The following is a 19,253-nucleotide window of genomic DNA, read 5'->3' as shown; positions in this document are numbered from 1 at the left end:
CGGGCGGTGGGGAATCACGTCGTGGAATTGTCTTCTTTCCGGCGCGGAATCATTTCCGGTCGTCGTTCCGGAAAAGGACGGCGGGAACGCTCGAGCCGAGCGCCCGGTAGCCCGCCGGGTTGAGGTGCAGGTGGTCGCCGACGTCGTAGGCGGGCAGCAGCCGCGCCGGGGCCGCCGGGTCGCGGGTCACCTTGTCGAAGTCGAGCAGCGCGTCGAAGTGGCCGGGCTGCCGGATCCACGCGTTCACCTGCTGCCGGGCCTCTTCCCGGGCCGGGTCGTCGTAGGCGGTGTTGCCGCCGAACGGCGTGATGGTCGCGCCGTAGACCCGGATGTCCTGGGCGTGCGCCCGGGTGATGATCTGGTCGTAGGCGTCGATCAGGTCGGCGGCCGTCTGGGAGACGGCGGCCGGGGTGGCCGTGCCGATGTCGTTCACGCCCTCGAACACGATCGCCCACGAAACCCCGCTCGTGGACAGCAGATCGCGGTCCAGACGGGCCAGCACGTTGGGGCCGAGGCCGTCCTGCAGGACGCGGTTGCCGCCCGCGGCCTGGTTGACCACGGACACCCCGGGCAGACGTGCGGCCAGCACGTTCGGCCAGCGGTCGTTGCCGTTGGTCGTCGAGCCGCGGCCGTCGGAGATGGAGTCGCCGATCACCGCGACCGCGGACGCCGGCGACAGCACCTCGATGCCGGACAGGAAGTACCAGTGGTCGACCGGGGTCGCACCCGGCAGTTCGAGGTCGGCAACGTGGTTGCCGGAGAGGAGGTACGACGTCGTGCGCGAGCCCGGGTGCGAGGTGATCGACGTCGAAGCCTGGCCGTGCGCCAGGTACGCGGTCACCGCGATGTTCTCCAGCGACCGCACCGGGAACGGCAGCGGGTCCGAGACCACCTGGGCGCCCTGCGGGACCGTCGTCGACGGCTTGCCGTGGAACGTCACCGGGAGAACGCTGCCCGGAACCACGGAGGAGACGCCGGCCGCGCCGGCGACCGGGCGCGCCACCGACACCGCGGTCAGCGGCAGCGGCGCCCCGCCGAAGGCGTTGGAGAACCGCAGCCGGATCCGCGGGCCGCCCACCGTCACCTGCGCGGTCTCGCGCAGCGACGCGTTGTCGAGCACGCGGTCGGTTCCGGTGAAGGGCGCCGGCGGCATGTTGCCCGGTTCGGTGAGCTGGGGCATCGACGTCCACGTCGCCACCCAGTGCGATGGTGCGGGACGGGCGGACGCACCGACGAAGAGCACGGTCAGCACGGCCAGGAAGGCGATCACCAGAGGACGTCTCACAATGAGAACTCCGGGGTCAGGACCCGGTCGACGCCGACGACGCGGCGCGGCCCGGTCAGCGTGCAGTGCAGGGTCGTGACGATCTCTTCACTCGAGGTGCCCACCCGCAGCTCGACGTCGCCGGGATCGACCTGGCGCTGCCGCGCGCGGCCGGTGTAGGACGTCAGGTCGGCGTGCAGGGCGATCTCCAGGACGCAGGTTTCGCCCGGGGGCACGGAAACCCGGCGGGCCGCGATGAGCTGGCGCTCCGGCCGCGCCACCTCGGCCACCGGGTCGTGCAGGTAGACCTGGACCACTTCCGACGCTTCGCGCGCGTGGTCGTTGCGCAGCGTCACCCGCACCCGGCAGACGCCGTCGGTCGGCCAGAGCGAGCCCGTCGCGCTGACGTCCAGCCAGGTCGCCGGCGCGTAGGACAGCCCGTGCCCGAACGGGAACAGCGGCGAAGGATCCACTGTGGACACTTCGCTGCGCCGGCCGAGCGGTGCGGCGAGGTAGGTCGACGGCTGGCTCGCTCCGGCCGCCGGGAAGCTGACCGGCAGCCGGCCGGCCGGGTTGATCCGTCCACTGAGGACGCCGGCCAGCGCCCCGGCCCCTTCTTCGCCGGGGTAGAACCCGCAGACCACCGCGGCCAGCCGCGGGAGCTGCCGGGACAGCTCGTACGGCCGCCCCGAAAGCAGGATCAGCACCACGGGCTTGCCCGTGTCCAGCAGCGCGTCCAGGAGTTCCTCCTGGCGGCCCGGCAACCGCAGGTCGGCCGCGTCGCAGCCTTCGCCGGACGTCCCGCCGCCGAACAGCCCGGCCCGGTCGCCCAGCACGGCCACGCACACCGACGCGTCCGCGCAGGCCGCCACGGCCTGGGCGATCCCCTCGTCGTCGCCGCCCGTCACCGGGCAGCCGAGGGCGTAGGTCACGTCGTAGTCCGAGCCCAGCGCCTCGAGCACGGTCGGCACCGAGATGCCGAACGGGACGTCGGGGTGGTGGACGCCGACGTGCAGCGGGAAGGAGTAGCAGCCGAGCATCGCGCCGGGGGTGTCCGCGCGCGGCCCCACCACGGCGACGCGGGTGCCCGGGGCGAGCGGCAGCGTGCCGTCGTTGTGCAGCAGCACGATCGACCGTTCGGCCACCTCGCGGGCCAGCGCCCGCGATTCGGCGTCGTCGAGGTCGATCTCCTCGGGGACCTCCGGCGTCCAGCCGGCGTCGAGCAGGCCGAGTTCGCACTTCTGGCGCAGGACCCGTTCGAGGGCGCGGTCGACGGCGGCGACATCGACCGCGCCCCCTTCCACCGCGGCGAGCAGCGGCTCGCCGTAGCAGTCCATGGTCGGCAGTTCGACGTCGACGCCCGCGGTGAGCGCCTGCCGGGCGGCGTCGGCGCGGTCGGCCGCGACACCGTGCAACCGGTGCAGGAACGCCACGGAGAAGTAGTCGGCCACCACCGTGCCGGTGAAGCCGTAGGTGTCCCGCAGCAGCTCGGTCAGCAGCGCCGGGTCGGCCGCCCCCGGCACGCCGTCGACGTCGGTGTAGGTGTTCATCACCGACCGGGCACCGGCGCGCAGGGCGTGTTCGAACGGCGGGAGCAGGACGTCGGCGATCTCGCGCGGGCCTGCCGAAACCGGCGCCAGGTTGCGCCCGGCGCGGGAGGCGGAGTACCCGACGAAGTGCTTGAGCGTGGCGACCACGCCGGCCGACTCGAGCCCGGCGACGTACGCGCCGCCGATCGTCCCGACCAGGTAGGGATCCTCGCCGATGGTCTCCTCGACCCGCCCCCAGCGCAGGTCGCGGGCCACGTCGAGGACCGGCGCGAGACCCTGGTGCACCCCGATCCCGCGCATGGTCCGGCCGATCTTCGCCGCCATCCGGCGCACGAGGTCCGGGTCGAAGGTCGCGCCCCACGACAGCGGCGCCGGGTAGATCGTCGCCTGCCACGCGGCCAGCCCGGTCAGGCATTCTTCGTGCACCACCGCGGGAATCCCGAACCGGCTGCTGGTGACGATCTGCCGCTGGGTGCGGGCGAGGCTGTGCGCCCCGATCACCGGGTCGACCGGCCGGGTGCCGAAGGCGCGGGTCAGCTGCCCGATGCCGTGGCGGACCAGGTCGTCGAGGTCGACCGCGGCGTCGACGAAGTCGTGCTGGTGCGGCGCCATCTCGCCGCCGGTGTCGATGCCGACCCAGACCCCGTAGAGCTGGGCGAGCTTCTCGCGCAGGGTCATCCGGGCCATCAGGGCCCGGACGCGTTCGCCCGGGTCGGCCGCGGGGTCGCGCCACGGCTCTCCGGCCGTGGTGGGCTGCGTGGTCAAGGCTGGTCCGCCCTTCGTCTGGGGAGGAGTGAGGAGGAGGAACCGGTTCAGCGGAGGGCGCGCGTGGAGTGCCGCACCACCAGGCCGGTGTCGAGCGTGACGTGGGTCCGCTCGACCTCGTCGCCGTTGATCAGCGCGATGAGCATCCGGATGGCCCGGTGCCCCATCTCGCGGATCGGCTGGTCCACAGTGGTCAGTGGCGGGCTGCAGAGCGCCGATTCGGGCACGTTGTCGAAGCCCACCACGGAAAGGTCGTCGGGCACGGCCAGCCCGAGCTCGCGGGCCGCGCCCACGGTCGCGATGGCCGAGATGTCGTTCGCGGCGAACACGGCGGTCGGCCGGTCCGGCCCGGTCAGCAGGGCGTGCGCGGAGGCCGCGGAGATCTCCGGGTCGTAGGCGCCGATCCGGATCAGGTCCTCGTCCGGGGTGATGCCCGCGGCGGTCAGCGCCCGCAAGTAGCCCGCCTTCCGCAGCTCGGCCGACTCCAGGTCGGGCCGGCCGGAGAGGAACGCGATCCGCCGGTGCCCCAGGTCGAGGAGATGCTCGGTGGCCAGCTGCGCGCCGCGCAGGTTGTCGGAGTCGATCGTCGGCAGGTGCGACGGCCCGGTGTGCGGGTCGACGGCGACGACCGGCGTGCCGGGCACGGCTTCCAGCGACACGGCCGGGGTGACCAGCACGGCGCCGTCGACGAGGGTGCCGCTCAGCCGGGAGAGGTAGCGCTTTTCCCAGCCCGCGGGGTCGCCGGTGCGCCCGCCCGCGGAGTAGACGACGAGTTCGAAACCACTGCCGCGGATGGCGTCCGCCGCACCCTTGAGCAGCTCGGTCGAGAACGGTTCCAGGTCGGCGACCAGGATGCCGATGACGTTCGTCCGGTGGTTTCTCAGGCTTTGCGCCACCAGGCTCGCTTCGTAGCCGAGCTCTTCGATCACGGCGCGGACTCGGGCGAGCGTCGCGGCGGAGACGCCGTAGCGCTCGTTGATCACCTTCGAAACCGTGGCCACCGAGACGCCGGCCCGGGCGGCGACGTCACGGATGGTCACCCTGGAACTGGGCTGCATCGGCTCAGCCTAGCCATAGAAAACGTTATCGACAACGATTGACACGGCATTTGTCCCGGGAGCAGACTCTTCGCCAACCCGGGCGCCGAGCCGCCCCGTCCAACTCGGCCGAAGTCGTCAGGAGTGGACCCACGATGTTTGTGAAACGCCGGATCACCGTTCTCGCCGCCTTGGCTGCGGTCGCCCCGCTCGCGCTGGCCGCGTGCAGCGGGAGCAGCGACACCCCCGCGCAGCCGACCGGCCCGGTCACCTTGACCTGGTGGCACAACGGCACCACCGATCCGATCAAGACGGTCTGGGAGAAGGTCGTCGCCGACTACCAGAAGGCGCACCCCGACGTCACGATCAAGGCCCAGCCGCTGCAGAACGAGGACTTCAGCACCAAGGTCCCGCTCGCCCTGCAGTCGGCCGAGCCGCCGGACATCTACCAGTCCTGGGGCGCCGGCGACCTGGCCGGGCAGATCACCTCGGGCAAGGTCGCCGACATCACCGCGGACACCAAGTCGTGGATCGACGCGGCCACCGGCAAGTTCGGCGAGAAGTGGCAGGTCGACGGCAAGCAGTACGGCGTGCCGTTCACGCAGCACTTCGTCGGCTTCTGGTACCGCAAGGACCTGTTCCAGCAGGCGGGGATCACCACCCCGCCGAAGACCATGGACGAGCTGAACGCCGCCGTCACGGCGCTGAAGGCCAAGGGCATCGCGCCGATCTCGGTCGGCGGCAAGGACCGCTGGCCGGATGCCTTCTACTTCAACTACTTCGCCATCCGCGAGTGCTCGACCGCGGTGCTCCAGCAGTCGGTGAAGGCGGTCAAGCTCGAGGACCCGTGCTGGACGAAGGCCGGGCAGGACCTCAAGAACTTCCTGGCCACGGAACCGTTCCAGACCGGGTTCGCCGGCACGCCCGCCCAGCAGGGCGCGGGCAGCTCCGCCGGCCTCGTCGCCAACGGCAAGGCCGCGATGGAGCTGCAGGGCGACTGGGAGCCCGGCACGATGTCCTCGCTGACCGAGGACAAGGACCTGGAGTCGAAGACCGGCTGGTTCCCGTTCCCGACCGTGGCGGGCGGCCAGGGCGACCCGGCGGCCGCGCTCGGCGGTGGTGACGGTTTCGCCTGCACCACCCGCGCGTACAAGGCGTGCACGGCCTTCCTGCAGTACCTGGTCAGCGAGCCGGTGCAGACCGAGCTCGCCGCGAAGGGGACCGGCCTGCCGGTGAACGCCGTGGCCGCGAAGTCGCTGAAGACCGACGTGCTCCGGCAGGTCAACGACTACGGCACGAAGGCGCCGTACGTGCAGATGTACTTCGACCGGGCGTTCCCGACCGCGGTCGGTGCCGCGCTGAACGACGCGGTGGCCAACATGTTCGCCGGCCAGGGCACCCCCGAAGGCATCGTGACCGCCGTCAACCAGGCCGCGGCGGGCAACAAGTGACCACGGCGACGACCCCGGTGCGGACGGCGGCGCGGCCGTCCGCACCGGCGGTCACCGCCCGCAAGCACCGGCCCGGCCTGCGCCGGCGGCTCGAGCTGACGCTGCTCCTCGGCCCGGCGCTGCTGCTGTTCGCCGGGTTCGTCCTGGTGCCGATCGGGATCGCCGCGTTCTACAGCCTGTTCAAGTGGAACGGCTTCGGGCCGCTGGACGACTTCATCGGCTTCGACAACTACGCCGACGCCTTCTCCGGCAAGGTGTTCCAGGGCGCGATCGTGCACAACCTGATCATCGCCGGGCTGTCGATCGCGGTGCAGCTGCCGCTGTCGATCGGGCTGGCGATGCTGCTCAACCGCAAGCTGCGCGGCCGCGCGGTGCTGCGCGCCCTGGTGTTCGCGCCGTACGTGCTCTCCGAGGCGATCACCGCGGTGATCTGGGCGCTCATGCTGCAGCCGAACGGGTTCGCCGACCAGACCCTCCGCGCGGTCGGGCTCGGCGGGCTGGTCCACCAGTGGCTGGCCGACCCCGGCATCGTGCTCTACACGCTGTTCGCGGTGATCACCTGGAAGTACGTCGGCTTCGGCATCATCCTGCTGCTCGCCGGCCTGCAGGGCGTGCCGGCCGAACTGCGGGAAGCCGCGGCGCTCGACGGCGCTTCGGCGTGGCAGACCACCTGGCACGTCGTCCTGCCGCTGCTCGGGCCGACCATCCGGATCTGGATCTTCCTGTCCGTGATCGGCTCGCTCCAGCTGTTCGACGTCGTCTGGATCATGACGCAGGGCGGCCCGGCGAACGCGTCGACGACGATGGCGACCTACCTGATCGACCACGGCTTCAAACGTTACGAGTTCGGCTTCGGCTCCGCGGTGGCGGTGATCCTGTTCGTCATCTGCTTCGTGTTCGCCCTGCTGTACCAGCGGTTCGCGCTCCGCCGCGACACCCAGGGAGCCCTGACCAGGATGGTGGGCTGATGCGCTCCGGCAAGTTCGGCCTGTCGATGGGCTACCTCGCGGCGATCGTGGTGGTCGGGGTGACCGTCGTCCCGCTGCTGTTCGTGGCGCTCGGCGGGTTCCGCACCAACGCGCAGATCAACTCCGACCCGGCCGGGCTGCCGGGGCCGTGGGTGTTCGACAACTACGCCTCGGTGCTCGGTTCCAGCGCGTTCTGGACGTTCCTCGGCAACAGCGCGCTGATCGCCGTGATCGCCACGGCGCTCGCCGTCGGGTTCGGCTCGATGGCGGGTTACGCGCTTTCGCGGTACCAGTTCAAGGGCCGGGAGGCGTTCTACACGTTGTTCACCCTCGGTCTGCTGTTCCCGGTCGGCGTGGCCACGCTGCCTCTGTACCTGTGGCTGCGTCAGCTGGGCCTGCTGGAAAGCTTCTGGGGCGTGGCGATCCCGGAGGCGGCGTTCTCGCTGCCGGTGACGATCGTGATCCTGCGCCCGTTCATGCACGCGATCCCGGGCGAGATCGAGGACGCGGCCGTGCTCGACGGCGCCACCCGGCTCGGGTTCTTCTGGCGCATCCTGCTGCCGCTCTCCACACCGGCGCTGACCACGGTCGCCGTGCTCGCCTTCGTCACCAGCTGGAACACCTACCTGCTGCCTCTGCTGGTGTTCAACGACTCCGGGCACTTCACGCTCCCGCTCGGCGTCGCGCTGTTCCAGTCCGCGTACTCCCAGGACACCGCCCGGGTGCTGGCGTTCACCGCGTTGTCGGCCATCCCCGCGCTCGCGTTCTTCGTGCTCGCCGAACGGCGCATCGTCGGCGGGCTGACCGGATCCGTGAAGGGCTGACTCAGGAGGTCTCCCGTGCCGTCCGAGGTACATCGCCGTACCTTCCTGCAACTACTCGCTGTGGCCGGTGCGGCGGGGTCCGTAGCCGTGCCGGGCCTCGCCGAGGCCGGGACCGGCTTCCCGCTGGTGTCGCGGGGAAGGGCCGCGACGATCGTGGTCGGCTCGGGTGACCTCCCCGGCGTGCGGCGGGTCGTGGGCGACCTGGCCGCCGACGTCGAGCGCGTCACGGGCGTGCGGCCCGCGGTGTCGTTCGACGTCGTGCCCGAGCAGGGCCCGGTCGTGGTGGTCGGGACCCTGGGCCACAGCCGGTTGGTCGACGACCTGGTCGCGGCCGGCAAGCTCGACGTCACCGGGATCGCCGGCCGGTGGGAGACGTCGCTGAGCCAGGTCGTCGACGGCCGGCTGGTGCTCACCGGCAGCGACCAGCGCGGCGTCATCTACGGCGTCTACGAGGTCTCGCGGCGCATCGGCGTCTCGCCCTGGTACTGGTGGGCGGACGTGCCGCCGCGGCGGCAGGCGGAACTGCACCTGCCGCGCGAGCGGTTCAGCCTCGGCACCCCGCACGTGAAGTACCGCGGCTTCTTCATCAACGACGAGAACCCGGCGCTGGGCACCTGGGCCCCGGCCTACTTCGGGCCGGGCCAGGCGCCCGGTTTCCCCAACGGCTTCAACCACCTCTTCTTCGCCAAGGTCTTCGAGACCATGCTCCGGCTGCGGGCCAACTACCTCTGGCCGGCGGTGTGGGGGCGGGCGTTCGCCGAGGACGACCCGCTCAACCACGCCACGGCCAAGGAGTACGGCATCGTCATGGGCACCTCGCACGAGGCGCCGATGATGCGCGGCATCGAGGAGTGGAACCGGCACGCGGTGCCCGCGGTCCGCGACGCGGCCGGGAACATCACCACGCCGGGTCACGACCCGTACGGCGGCACGGGGGAGTGGAGCTTCCGCCGCAACGGCGAGGCGATCAAGGCCTACTGGACCGACGGGATCCGCCGGATGGTCCGCGAGGACTTCGAGGGTGTCGTCACGCTCGGCATGCGCGGCAACGGCGACGTCGGCCTGCCCGACGGCGACGGCATCGAGCTGATGCGCGAGATCATCGCCACCGAACGGGAGATCCTGGCCCGCGAGACCGGCCGCGACCTCACCACCGTGCCGCAGGTGTGGACGCTGTACAAGGAGGTCCAGCGGTACTGGGCCAAGGGCCTGCGCCCGCCGGACGACGTCATCGTCGTGTTCACCGACGACAACTGGGGCAACATCCGCAAGATGCCCGACCTGTCCCTGCCACCGCACCCGGGCGGGTACGGGTTGTACTACCACTTCGACTACGTCGGCGGCGGCCGCAACTACAAGTGGGTCGACACCGCGCTGCTCGCGAACACGTGGGAGCAGCTGCACCAGGCGTACGCCTACGGCAACGACCGGCTGTGGGTGGCCAACGTCGGGGACATGAAGGGCAACGAGCTGCCGCTGCAGTTCTTCCTCGACTACGCCTGGGATCCCGCGGCGTTGCCGATGGAGCGGTTGTCCACATGGGAGCGTCAGTTCGCTTCGGAGAACTTCGGCGCGGCGCCGGCGGCGGAGATCGCCGGGGTGCTGCACGACTACGGGCGGCTGCAGTCCCGCCGCAAGCCGGAGCTGCTGAACCGGCGGATCACCGTGGACGCCGCCGGGACGATCACCTACGACGACCAGATGACGCCGTTCAGCCTGGTCAACTACCGCGAGCTGGACCGGGTCACGCAGGAGTGGCAGGACCTGTCCACCCGGGCCGAAAAGCTCTCCGCGCGGCTGCCCGCGGCCTACCGTGACGCCTTCTACGAGCTGGTGCTGTATGCGACGAAGGCGACGGCGAACCTGTACGCGTTGCGGCGCGCCGAGTTCACCAACCTGCTGTACGCGGCACAGGGCCGGGCGTCGGCGAACGCCTTGGCCGCGGTGACCGAAGCCAGGTTCGCCGACGACCTGGCGCTGGCGGAGAAGTACAACACCGGCATCGCCGGCGGGAAGTGGAAGGGGTTCCAGACCCAGCCGCACATCGACTACGGCGACGTCGCCCGGTACGGCCCGAACGCGCCCTGGCAGCAGCCGGAGAAGGACAATGTGGCGCTGCCGGACGTGATCTTCCCGGCGGTGAAACGCATCGAGCTGCCCGCCGCGGCGTCGCTGGGGCTGGCGGTCGACGGCTCGACGGACGCGTGGCCCGGCGCCGCGGGACGGCCGGTGCTGCCGGAGTTCAGCCCGTACCAGAGCGCGCCACCGCAGTACATCGACGTCTTCAACCGCGGCCGGACGCCGTTCCGCTGCACCGTGACGACGGGCGCGCCGTGGGTGCTGGTCGAGCCGCGGGGCGGCCGCGTGGAGGAGGAGCTGCGCATGACCGTGCGGATCGACTGGGCTCGGGTGCCCCGCGGCACCACGACCGTGCCGATCACGGTGTCGGGTGCGGGGAACTCGGTCGAGGTGGACGCCGTGGTGCGCAATCCGGTGGGGCCGGCCCGCGGGTTCGTGGAGGCCGGTGGGTACGTGTCGATCGAGGCGGAACACTGCAGCGCCACCGTCGGGACGGCCGACGCCGCCTGGCGGCGGATCCCGGACATCGGGCGAACGGGCGCGGGGATGACCCCGTTCCCGGTGACGGCGGGGAGCCGCGCACCGGGAACGGGGCCGCGCCTGGAGTACCGGACGACGCTGTTCACGGCCGGGCCGGTGACGGTGTGGGCGTACCTGTCCCCGCGCAGCAACGTGCTGTCCGGCGACGGGCTGAGGTACGCGGTCTCGTTCGACGACGCGGAGCCGCAGGTCGTGAACATCACGAAGGCGACGGGCGCGGACGACACGGCCATGAACCGCCAGTGGGAACGGACCACTTCGGACAATGTGAACCTGACGTCGACGCGGCACGTGATCGCGGCGCCGGGACCGCACGTGCTCAAGTTCTGGATGGTCGACCCGGCGGTGATCGTGCAGAAGCTGGTGATCGACACCGGCGGGCTGCGCGCGAGTTACCTGGGGCCGCCGGAGAGCATGCGATGGCCGTGGTGAGCGACGTGCAGGAACGCGGCCCTGGTGCAGGCCGGCGGGAAGGGCTGCCGAACACCCACTCGCCGGGGGCGCCCCCCGGTTTGCACTCTACCGCCGGGCACCGACGGTTCCGGTGCCCGGAGGGCGCTGAACGACAGCCGGCGCCGCGCCCGCCGGCCGTGGATCAGCTCCGCGTCCTAGCTCACGCCGCCGGTGAGCACCCGGTAACCCCGGTGCGCCGGCGCCGCCGTGCTGTGCCGGACGACCAGGCTGGTCGCCAGCTCGAGGCGGTGGCTCTCCGGGTCCACGCCGCGGGCCAGCGAAATCGCCAGCCGGGCGCCGGCCGCCGCCATCTCCTGCAGGGGCTGGCGGACCGTGGTCAGCTCCGGGGTCAGCCAGCGGGCGATCGGCAGGTCGTCGAAGCCCACCACGGAGAGGTCGTCCGGGATGCGCAGGCCCGCGTCGCGCGCCGCCTCGTACACGCCGAGCGCCTGCAGGTCGCTGCCGGCGAACACCGCCGTCGGCCGGTCCGGGAGGGTGAGCAGTGAAGCCAGTTCCCGGTAGCCGGCCCGGACGTGGAAGTCGCCGCGGCGCACCAGCGCCGGGTCGAACGCCAGCCCGGCCGTCTCCAGCGCCGTGCGGTACCCGTCGATCCGGGCCCGGCTGCACAGGACGCCTTCCGGCCCGCCGATCATCGCGATCCGGCGGTGGCCCAGCTCGATCAGGTGCCGGGTGGCCGTCAGCCCGCCCTGCCAGTTCGTGGCCCCGATCGAGGGCGTCTCCGGTCCGGGCGCGCCGGCCGGGTCGACCACGACCAGCGGGATGTCTCTTGCGCGGAGCTTCGCCAGCTGCCCGCCGGTGAAGTCCGAGCACACCGAAACGATGCCGACCGGCCGCCGGGCGAGGACGCTCTCCAGCCAGCTCTGCCCGGGTGTGTGCCGGCCCGACGATTCGGCGAGCACCACCGCCATTCCGTTTTCGCGGGCAACGCACTCCACCCCGCGGATGATTTCGAGTGCCCACGTGCTTTCGAGTTCGTGGAACATCAGCTCCAGTAGCCGGGAACGGCGGGAACGTTCGTCGGCGCGGCGCCGGTACCCGTATTTTCCGATGACGGCTTCGACGCGGGCGCGGGTGCTTTCGGCGACGTCGGGACGCCCGTTCAACACTTTCGAAACTGTCGGGACGGAGACACCGGTCTCGGCGGCGATCCGGGCGATGGTCACCCGGGTCTCGGTCGGCTCGAGCTCGTCAGACTTCGTTGTCATGACGGAGATTCTAGGTCATCGAAACCTGATTTGAAACGGTTGGAAAGTTTCGGAACACCATTGTCTCACGGAGGGTGAAGATGCTGGGAAGAATTCCTAAGAAACGCGTCCTGCTGGCCGTCGCGGCCACGCTGGGTATTGCGGTGTGGCAGGCGCCTGCGGCATCGGCGCACACGCCACTGCAATACACCACGAACCGTTACGTCGGCAGCGCGGTGGCCGCGGCGTACCTCGCCGCGGAAACCGATTACCGGGCGGTGCTCACCCGGGAATTCGACAACGTGACGCCGGAAAACGAGATGAAGTGGGGCACGGTCGAAGCCGTGCGGGGCCAGTACGACTGGTCGGGCGCGGACGCGATCGTCGAGTACGCGCGGACGCACCACAAGACCGTCCGCGGCCACACGCTGGTCTGGCACTCCCAGCTCCCGGACTGGGTCGGCGCACTGCCCGCGGACGAGCTCCGCCGGGTCCTGCGCGACCACATCACCACGGAAGTCAAGCGGTACAAGGGAAAGATCCGCGCCTGGGACGTCGTCAACGAGATCTTCAACGAGGACGGCACCCGGCGTGACACGGTCTTCCGGCAGAAGCTCGGCGACGGTTTCGTCGCCGACGTCTTCCGCTGGGCGCACGCGGCCGACCCGCACGCCAAGCTGTACATCAACGACTACAACATCGAAGGGATCAACCCGAAGAGCGACGCGGTGTACGACCTGGTGAAGACGCTGCGGCGGCAGGGCGTGCCCATCGACGGCGTCGGCATCCAGGGACACCTGTCGATCCAGTACGGCTTCCCCGGGCAGTATCGCGAGAACCTGGCCCGGTTCGCCAAGATCGGTGTGGAGACGGCGGTCACCGAGGCCGACGTCCGGATCCCGACCCCGCCCGACGCGGCGAAGCTCGCCACCCAGGCGAGCTACTTCGGTCAGCTGTGGGACGGCTGCCACGCCGTCCGCAAGTGCGTCGAGTTCACCACGTGGGGCTTCACGGACCGGCACTCGTGGGTTCCGGATGTCTTCCCGGGGGAGGGGGCGGCTTGCCTCTTCGACGAGAACCTGCGGCCGAAGCCGGCGTACTTCGCCCTCAACCCCTGACCGGACCGGGACGCAGCCCGCGCTCGGTGAGCGCGGCGAGGATGCGGGGAACCGCGTCGACGGTGGCCGGGCGGCCTTCGTGCATCAGCACGACGCCGCCCGGCTGCACGTCCCCGGCCGCGGTGACGATCTCGTCGGCGGTGCAGCCGGCCCAGTCGCGGGTGTCGACGCTCCACAGCACCTCGGTGAGCCCGTGGACCGCGATCGTCGACGCCACCGCGGCGTCGGTGTCGCCGTAGGGCGGCCGGAAGAGGGCCGGCCGGAGCCCGGTCAGCCGGGTCAGCAGGTCCTGCGTGCGCCGCACCTCCTGGTCTCGCTCGGCCGCGGGCAGCGTGGTCAGCTGCGGGTGGGTCCACGTGTGGTTGCCGATGGCGTGCCCGGCCGCGGCGATCGCCCGGACCAGGTCCGGGTGGGCGGCGGCGTGTTCGCCCCACAGGAAGAACGTCGCCCGCGTGCCGCCGAGCGCGGCCAGCAGCGCGGGGGTCGTCTCGGGGTACGGGCCGTCGTCGAAGGTCAGCGCGACCGTGTCCATCACTCCAAGATCACGCGGCCCCGCCGTGGTGGGCAAGGACTTTCGCCCGGCTTTCGCTCCTCAGCGGGCCAGCGAGGCCAGCCGCTTCGCCGTCGGCCAGCGGACGTTCCACGCCCAGCCCAGCTTCTCGAACACCCAGATCACCCGGGCCGAGACGTCGAGCTGGCCGCGCAGCACGCCGTGGCGGGCCGAGGTCGGGTCCGCGTGGTGGGTGTTGTGCCAGGACTCGCCCATCGACAGGATGGCCAGCGGCCAGAAGTTCGCCGACCGGTCGCGGCTGGCGAACGGGCGCTCCCCGATCATGTGGCAGATCGAGTTCACCGACCACGTCACGTGGTGCTGGAAGGAGATCCGCGCCAGGCCCGCCCATAGGAACGCGGTCAGCGCGCCCCACCACGAAAGGGTGATCAGCCCGCCGAGCAGCGGCGGGAGCAGCAGGCTCGCCACCACCCACAGCGGGAACAGCCGGTCGACGACACGCAGGTCGCGGTCGGCGGCCAGGTCCGGGGCGAACCGGTCGACGTTGGTCTTGTCGCGGCCGAAGAGCCAGCCCATGTGCGCGTGCCAGAAGCCGCGGGCCAGCGCCACCGGGGACGTCCCGAACAGCCACGGCGAGTGCGGGTCGCCCTCGCGGTCGGAGAAGGCGTGGTGGCGCCGGTGGTCGGCGACCCAGACGAGCACCGGACCCTGCGCGGCGAGCCCGCCGGCGATGGCCAGTGCGATCCGCAGGGCGCGCTTCGCCCGGAAGGAGCCGTGGGTGAAGTAGCGGTGGTAGCCGACGGTGATCCCGAGCGTCGAGACCACGAAGAACGCGCCGGCGATGGCGAGGTCGAGCCAGCTGATGCCCCAGCCCCAGAACACCGGGACGGCGACGGCCAGTGCCACGAACGGGACCAGCAGGAACGTGCGGATGGTGATGAGCTCGGGGATCGTCTGCTTGCCGGAGAGCACGGGTTTCGGGGCCGGCCGGGCCTTCACGGAGGCGGTCATGCACTACTCGTTTCGAGGTCTACGCCGCGCCGGTCGGGGCCGTGCGCGGAAGGGCCGGGGGCGGGAACACCCGGCGGTCAGCGGTCGGGAGGTGACCGGGCGGGTCGCCGCTCCTGCCGGCGATCGGCCTCGATGCCACGGTGCGAGAGTGAGGCCGACCGGACGTCGGCATACGGGGTGCTCTCGACGCCCCCCACGTTACCTGATCGTTGTGAATCCGCAGTGTGGCCGAGAACGAGTAAGGCCCTCGCCCCGGAGCGGGGCGAGGGCCTTAGGGTGCCTCGTGGCTCAGATGACGCTCACGCGCTGGGCCTGCGGGCCCTTCTGGCCCTGGCCGATTTCGAACTCCACGCGCTGACCCTCGTCGAGCGACTTGAAGCCGCTGCCCTGGATCTCGGAGTAGTGGACGAACACGTCCGGACCCCCGCCGTCCTGCGCGATGAAGCCGAAGCCCTTTTCGCCGTTGAACCACTTGACACTGCCCTGAGCCATACCAATACCTACTCTTTGTAGTGAGCCTGGGCGTCCCGTTCGGACACCCGGTCTCACGCCCCATCCTTCCATTGCGCGTCCGCAGTGGCCACCCCCGGTGGTCAAACTCCCCAATCGGGTCGCAGCGGCATGCCCATGCCGCCCTCTCTGTCGGTCCGGACGCCGAGGATGTGGTGCAGTTCGATCTCCCGGCGTTCGAAGGCCAGCCGGCAGGCCGCGAGGTAGAGCGCCCACACCCGGCTGCGCCCGGTCCCGGCCTCGGCGACCGCCTCGTCCCAGTGCTCGTCGAGGTTGGCGCACCACCCGGCCAGCGTGGTCGCGTAGTGCTCGCGCAGGTTCTCCGAGTGCCGCACCTCCAGCCCGGCGTCGTGCATGGCGGTCATCAGCTCGCCGGGTGCCTCCAGTTCGCCGTCCGGGAAGACGTAGCGGTCGATGAAGCCCCGCGACCGGTGGGCGACGCTGGTGTCCGGGTTGGTGATGCAGTGGTTGAGCAGCCGTCCGTGCGGCTTGAGCTTGCCGGCGAGGAAGCGGAAGTAGCCCGGCACGTTGCGCGCGCCGATGTGCTCGGTCAGGCCGATCGAGGAGATCGCGTCGAACCCGGTCTCGGTGACGTCCCGGTAGTCGAGGTGGCGGATCTCGGCGCGGTCGGCGATCCCGAGCGCGACGACGTTCTTCTGCGCCCACTGGGCTTGTTCACGCGAAAGTGTGACGCCGATCGCCTCGACGCCGTAGTGCCGGACGGCGTGCGCGACCATGCCGCCCCAGCCGCAGCCGACGTCGAGCAGCTTCATCCCCGGCTGGAGGCCGAGCTTCCGGCAGATCAGGTCGAACTTGTTCGCCTGCGCCTCCTCGAGCGTGGCGCCTTCGTGCGGGAAGACCGCGCAGGTGTAGGCCATCGACGGGCCGAGGACCAGCTCGTAGAACCGGTTGGACACGTCGTAGTGGCTGGCGATGGCCTCGCTGTCGCGCTCCTTCGAGTGCCGCAGCGCGGTCAGCCCGCGGCGGAACCGGCTCGGGTGCTCCTCGGCCGGCGGCTTGACCAGCCGCAGGTGGCGGGGGCCGAGCTTGCGCAGCAGCCACAGCCGGTCGGCCGGGGTGAGCTGGTCGACCTGGGTCGCCAGCGCGCGCAACGCCGTGTAGAGGTCGCCGTGGACCTCCAGCGCGCCGGCGACGTACGCACGGGCGAGGCCGAGGTCGCCGGGGGAGGACATCAGGTAGTCCAGCGCGAGCGGCGAGCGCACCTCGATGCTCACCGGCGCGTCGGCCGGGCCGCTGCGGCTGCCGTCGTAGGCGGTGATCGACACTTCGGCGCGGGGGCCGAGCAGCCGTTCGAAGACCGCGCCGACGGTGATGTTGTCCTGGGTCACGTTCGTTCCTTTCACCGGCGGCGGACGCATTTTTCGTAGAGGCCGAGCAGCCGCTCGCGCGGGTCGTAGGCGCGCTTCAGCTCCCGGTAGGCGTCGCCGTTGTAGAGCCGCCAGAACTCGTCCTCGGTGTAGAAGCTGTCCGAGTAGAGCGACTTGTGCCCGCCGAGGCGGGTGACCTCGGCTTCGATCATCCGGTTGTGCGTGCCGTCGCGCTCACCGGGGTCGAGCGGCACGGACGACCAGAACCCGAAGTTGACGTACAGCTCTTCGGGGTCCAGTTCGTACAGCGGCCAGCGGACGCCGCCGGGCCGCTGGCGCAGCGGGCAGACCCAGACCGGGCTGATCGGGATCTCCCGTTCGAAGAACTCGAGGAACTCCGCGGCGCGGCCGACCGGGACCTCGATGTCCTGCACGATCGTCTCTTCTGGCGGCAGCCGCCGGAGCTTCAGCAGCCGTTCGGCGATCCGGAACCGCCGGTCGAGCGCGACGGCCTTCCAGTACACCGAGGACCGCAGGAACCGGCGGCCGAGCAGCAGCCGCGGCAGCCGGTGCTGGACGCCGAACGCGCGCGAGCACCAGAACCAGTCGGTGTCCCAGCGCCAGAGGTAGTCCCGGACGGTCAGGTGGTCGGTCTCGCGACGCTGGATCGAGCGGTAGTAGATGTCCAGCCAGGTGTAGTCGCTCGTCGCGGGCGCGGTGCCGGTGAACGTCCCGAGCGTCAGGTAGAGCTCGTCCGGGCCGAAGACCGTGCCGTCGACGAAATCGACGTGCTCGCCGTCGTACTCGCTCTTCGCGCAGATCTCGCCGAGCGCCTCGAAGAACTTCCCGCGGTCGTGGTGGCGGACGTGCCGCACCTTCACGAACGGCTGCACCGGTTCCAGCAGGATCTTCAGCCGCAGCGCGTAGCCGAGGGTGCCGTAGGAGTTGGGGAAGCCGTGGAACAGGTCGCGGTGCTCGTTGTCCGGCGTGGCGACGACGATCCGGCCGTCGCCGGTCAGGATCTCCAGCTCCAGGACCGACTCGTGCGGCATGCCGTTGCGGAAGGACGACGACTCGATGCCGAGCCCGGTCACCGCGCCGCCGAGGGTGATCGTCTTCAGCTGCGGCACCACCAGCGGCATCAGGCCGTGCGGCAGGGTGGCGTCCACGAGCTGCTCGTAGGTGACCATCCCTTCGACGTCGGCGGTGCGGGTCCCGGGGTCGACGTGCAGCACGTGGGTGAACCCGGAGACGTCCAGCCCGGGGTGCTTCGCGGCGGCCCGGGAGCGGAAGAGGTTGGAGGTCCGTTTCGCGAGCCGGACGGTCGCTTCACCGTCGATCGCGGTGAGCTGCCGTCTCAGTGCGTCGACGCGGGCTTCGTGCTCGGGGAAAGCCGGGCCCGGACGGGCTTCGGGCACCCCGGCCTGATCGGTGGTCACGCCTTGATCCTGCCTCACCGGGGGCCCCGGTGGCGCGCCGGACTTCGTGAAAAGACTCATTCACGCAAGTGGTTCACGACGCCGCGGCGGCTCACGCGACCGCGCGGAGCGGAGTTTGCTCCTCGAGGACCGATTCGGCCTCGGCGAGGAAGGCGTCGAGCCGCCGCAGCCGGTCGGCGGTGCGCCGCTCGATCTCGGCGAGGCGGTCGGCGCGGCGCCGGGCGTCGTCGACGATCCGGTAGGCCCGCGCGCGGGCGTCGGCGGCGCGCCGGTCCGCGGCCTCCTCGGCGTCCCGGACGATCGCGGCGGCCTGTTCCCGTGCCGTCGCGACGATCCCGCCGGCTTCCGCGTGCGCCAGTTCGAGCAGGTGCCGGACGCGGTCGCCGACGGCGGCCGGGTCGGCGGGCGTCCGGCACAGCCGGTCGGCGCGGGCGCTCAGCTCGGCGTGGTCGGCGCGGGCCCGCTCGAGCTGCCGTGCGAGGTGCTCGGCCTCCGCGACGGCCGCGTCGCGATCGGTGGTGAGCAGGCGGATTTCGGCGAGCAGCTCGTCGATCCGCTCGTCGACCTGGGCGCGGTCGTAGCCGCGGAACGTCAGCGCGAAGCTTTCCGGCAGGGGCAGCGGCGCCGTCATCGGGCCACGGCCGGCCGGCGCCGCAGCAGCGCGGCCAGTTCGACGGCGTCGCCCGCGGTCCGGAGTTCCACCGGGTCGGGCCGTCCGACGGTGTGGTCGTCCTCGTGCAGGGCTCGGACGAACCGCGCGACCCGGCGTGGCGCCGGGGCGACCGACGGTCCGCCGAGGTAGCGCAGGACGATCAGGTCCTCGCCGGAGTGTGTCTCGATCGCCGCCGCCCACCCGCGTTCTTCGTCCCACAGCAGGGCCACGTCGCGGTCGGGGTAGTGCGGCAGCCGGGTGTCGAGGGCGACGTAGGCCGAGACCGGGCTGTCGTGGTCGAGGGTGCAGGACTCGAGGCCGATCCCGAGCTCGGCGGTGACGTCGCGGAGGTACTCGAGCAGCGCGGGGACGGCGGGGTGCTGGTAACCGGTCGGGAGTTCGATCGATGCGGTCACGGGGGTGCTTCGCCTTTCTCTCGGGTACTGCCGTTCTAACATGTCATCGAAAGGATGACAAGTGAGATGTCGCCGGATGGACGACATTTGCTGTCCGGTTCGCCGGGATTGAGCGGTGGGCGGCCGGGGTAC

Annotated in this window: 16 protein-coding genes; 5 read left to right on the top strand and 11 right to left on the bottom strand. The window is 71.2% G+C overall.

The annotated features are described in order from the left end of the window. Positions 1-49 precede the first annotated feature (49 nt). The 3 genes from ACWED2_RS03390 to ACWED2_RS03380 are packed head-to-tail and all read right to left on the bottom strand — an operon-like array spanning position 50 to position 4,637. Positions 50-1,285 (bottom strand): SGNH/GDSL hydrolase family protein, encoded by a 1,236-nt coding sequence (locus ACWED2_RS03390; protein ID WP_449688823.1) that lies wholly within the window; start codon positions 1,283-1,285, stop codon positions 50-52. After that, positions 1,282-3,579 carry a beta-xylosidase/alpha-l-arabinosidase gene (locus ACWED2_RS03385; protein WP_449688822.1) on the bottom strand — a complete coding sequence of 766 codons (2,298 nt, stop codon included), beginning with the start codon at positions 3,577-3,579 and terminating at the stop codon, positions 1,282-1,284. Before ACWED2_RS03385 ends, ACWED2_RS03390 begins: the two co-directional genes overlap by 4 nt. Positions 3,580-3,626: 47 nt before the next feature. After that, a complete protein-coding gene (locus ACWED2_RS03380; RefSeq protein WP_449688821.1) occupies positions 3,627-4,637 on the bottom strand; it encodes a LacI family DNA-binding transcriptional regulator in 1,011 nt (336 codons plus the stop codon). Positions 4,638-4,771: 134 nt separating this feature from the next. Here ACWED2_RS03380 and ACWED2_RS03375 point away from each other — a divergent pair, with 134 nt between their 5' ends. The 4 genes from ACWED2_RS03375 to ACWED2_RS03360 all read left to right on the top strand — a co-directional run bounded on the left by ACWED2_RS03375 (position 4,772) and on the right by ACWED2_RS03360 (position 10,910). Then, the gene (locus tag ACWED2_RS03375; RefSeq protein ID WP_449688820.1) at positions 4,772-6,067 is read left to right on the top strand and encodes an extracellular solute-binding protein; all 1,296 of its coding nucleotides are present in this window, start codon (positions 4,772-4,774) and stop codon (positions 6,065-6,067) included. Continuing rightward, a complete protein-coding gene (locus tag ACWED2_RS03370; protein ID WP_449688819.1) occupies positions 6,064-7,035 on the top strand; it encodes a carbohydrate ABC transporter permease in 972 nt (323 codons plus the stop codon). Before ACWED2_RS03375 ends, ACWED2_RS03370 begins: the two co-directional genes overlap by 4 nt. Beyond that, positions 7,035-7,859 carry a carbohydrate ABC transporter permease gene (locus ACWED2_RS03365; RefSeq protein ID WP_449688818.1) on the top strand — a complete coding sequence of 275 codons (825 nt, stop codon included), beginning with the start codon at positions 7,035-7,037 and terminating at the stop codon, positions 7,857-7,859. Before ACWED2_RS03370 ends, ACWED2_RS03365 begins: the two co-directional genes overlap by 1 nt. 87 nt (positions 7,860-7,946) lie before the next feature. Next, entirely contained in the window at positions 7,947-10,910 is a 2,964-nt protein-coding gene (locus ACWED2_RS03360) for a glycosyl hydrolase 115 family protein (RefSeq protein WP_449688817.1), read from the top strand. A gap of 176 nt (positions 10,911-11,086) precedes the next feature. Here ACWED2_RS03360 and ACWED2_RS03355 read toward each other — a convergent pair whose 3' ends face one another. Then, a complete protein-coding gene (locus ACWED2_RS03355) occupies positions 11,087-12,157 on the bottom strand; it encodes a LacI family DNA-binding transcriptional regulator (protein WP_449688816.1) in 1,071 nt (356 codons plus the stop codon). 80 nt (positions 12,158-12,237) lie between these two features. Here ACWED2_RS03355 and ACWED2_RS03350 point away from each other — a divergent pair, with 80 nt between their 5' ends. Beyond that, positions 12,238-13,254, top strand: coding sequence for an endo-1,4-beta-xylanase (locus tag ACWED2_RS03350; protein WP_449688815.1), 1,017 nt, complete (start codon positions 12,238-12,240; stop codon positions 13,252-13,254). On the opposite strand, the gene ACWED2_RS03345 is transcribed toward ACWED2_RS03350, so the two are convergent. The 7 genes from ACWED2_RS03345 to ACWED2_RS03315 form a co-directional block, all read right to left on the bottom strand. Then, positions 13,244-13,786 carry a polysaccharide deacetylase family protein gene (locus tag ACWED2_RS03345; RefSeq protein ID WP_449688814.1) on the bottom strand — a complete coding sequence of 181 codons (543 nt, stop codon included), beginning with the start codon at positions 13,784-13,786 and terminating at the stop codon, positions 13,244-13,246. The genes ACWED2_RS03350 and ACWED2_RS03345 overlap by 11 nt on opposite strands. A gap of 60 nt (positions 13,787-13,846) precedes the next feature. Next, positions 13,847-14,776: an acyl-CoA desaturase gene (locus ACWED2_RS03340; RefSeq protein ID WP_449688813.1), complete on the bottom strand. Its 930-nt coding sequence runs from the start codon at positions 14,774-14,776 to the stop codon at positions 13,847-13,849. Between the two features lie 288 nt (positions 14,777-15,064). After that, the gene (locus ACWED2_RS03335; RefSeq protein WP_004558414.1) at positions 15,065-15,268 is read right to left on the bottom strand and encodes a cold-shock protein; all 204 of its coding nucleotides are present in this window, start codon (positions 15,266-15,268) and stop codon (positions 15,065-15,067) included. A 101-nt stretch (positions 15,269-15,369) separates the two neighbouring features. Continuing rightward, complete coding sequence (locus ACWED2_RS03330) at positions 15,370-16,665, bottom strand: class I SAM-dependent methyltransferase (protein ID WP_449688812.1); 1,296 nt, start codon at positions 16,663-16,665, stop codon at positions 15,370-15,372. Beyond that, positions 16,647-18,053 (bottom strand): FAD-binding oxidoreductase, encoded by a 1,407-nt coding sequence (locus ACWED2_RS03325; protein WP_449688811.1) that lies wholly within the window; start codon positions 18,051-18,053, stop codon positions 16,647-16,649. Before ACWED2_RS03325 ends, ACWED2_RS03330 begins: the two co-directional genes overlap by 19 nt. Positions 18,054-18,144: 91 nt before the next feature. Then, positions 18,145-18,684 carry a hypothetical protein gene (locus ACWED2_RS03320; RefSeq protein ID WP_449688810.1) on the bottom strand — a complete coding sequence of 180 codons (540 nt, stop codon included), beginning with the start codon at positions 18,682-18,684 and terminating at the stop codon, positions 18,145-18,147. Further along, the gene (locus tag ACWED2_RS03315) at positions 18,681-19,121 is read right to left on the bottom strand and encodes a DUF6292 family protein (RefSeq protein WP_449688809.1); all 441 of its coding nucleotides are present in this window, start codon (positions 19,119-19,121) and stop codon (positions 18,681-18,683) included. The genes ACWED2_RS03320 and ACWED2_RS03315 overlap by 4 nt, the downstream gene beginning before the upstream one ends. Between the last annotated feature and the right edge of the window lie 132 nt (positions 19,122-19,253).

It is taken from the genome of Amycolatopsis sp. NPDC005003 (assembly GCF_053600695.1).
This window is presented reverse-complemented; position numbering and strand designations above follow the sequence as displayed.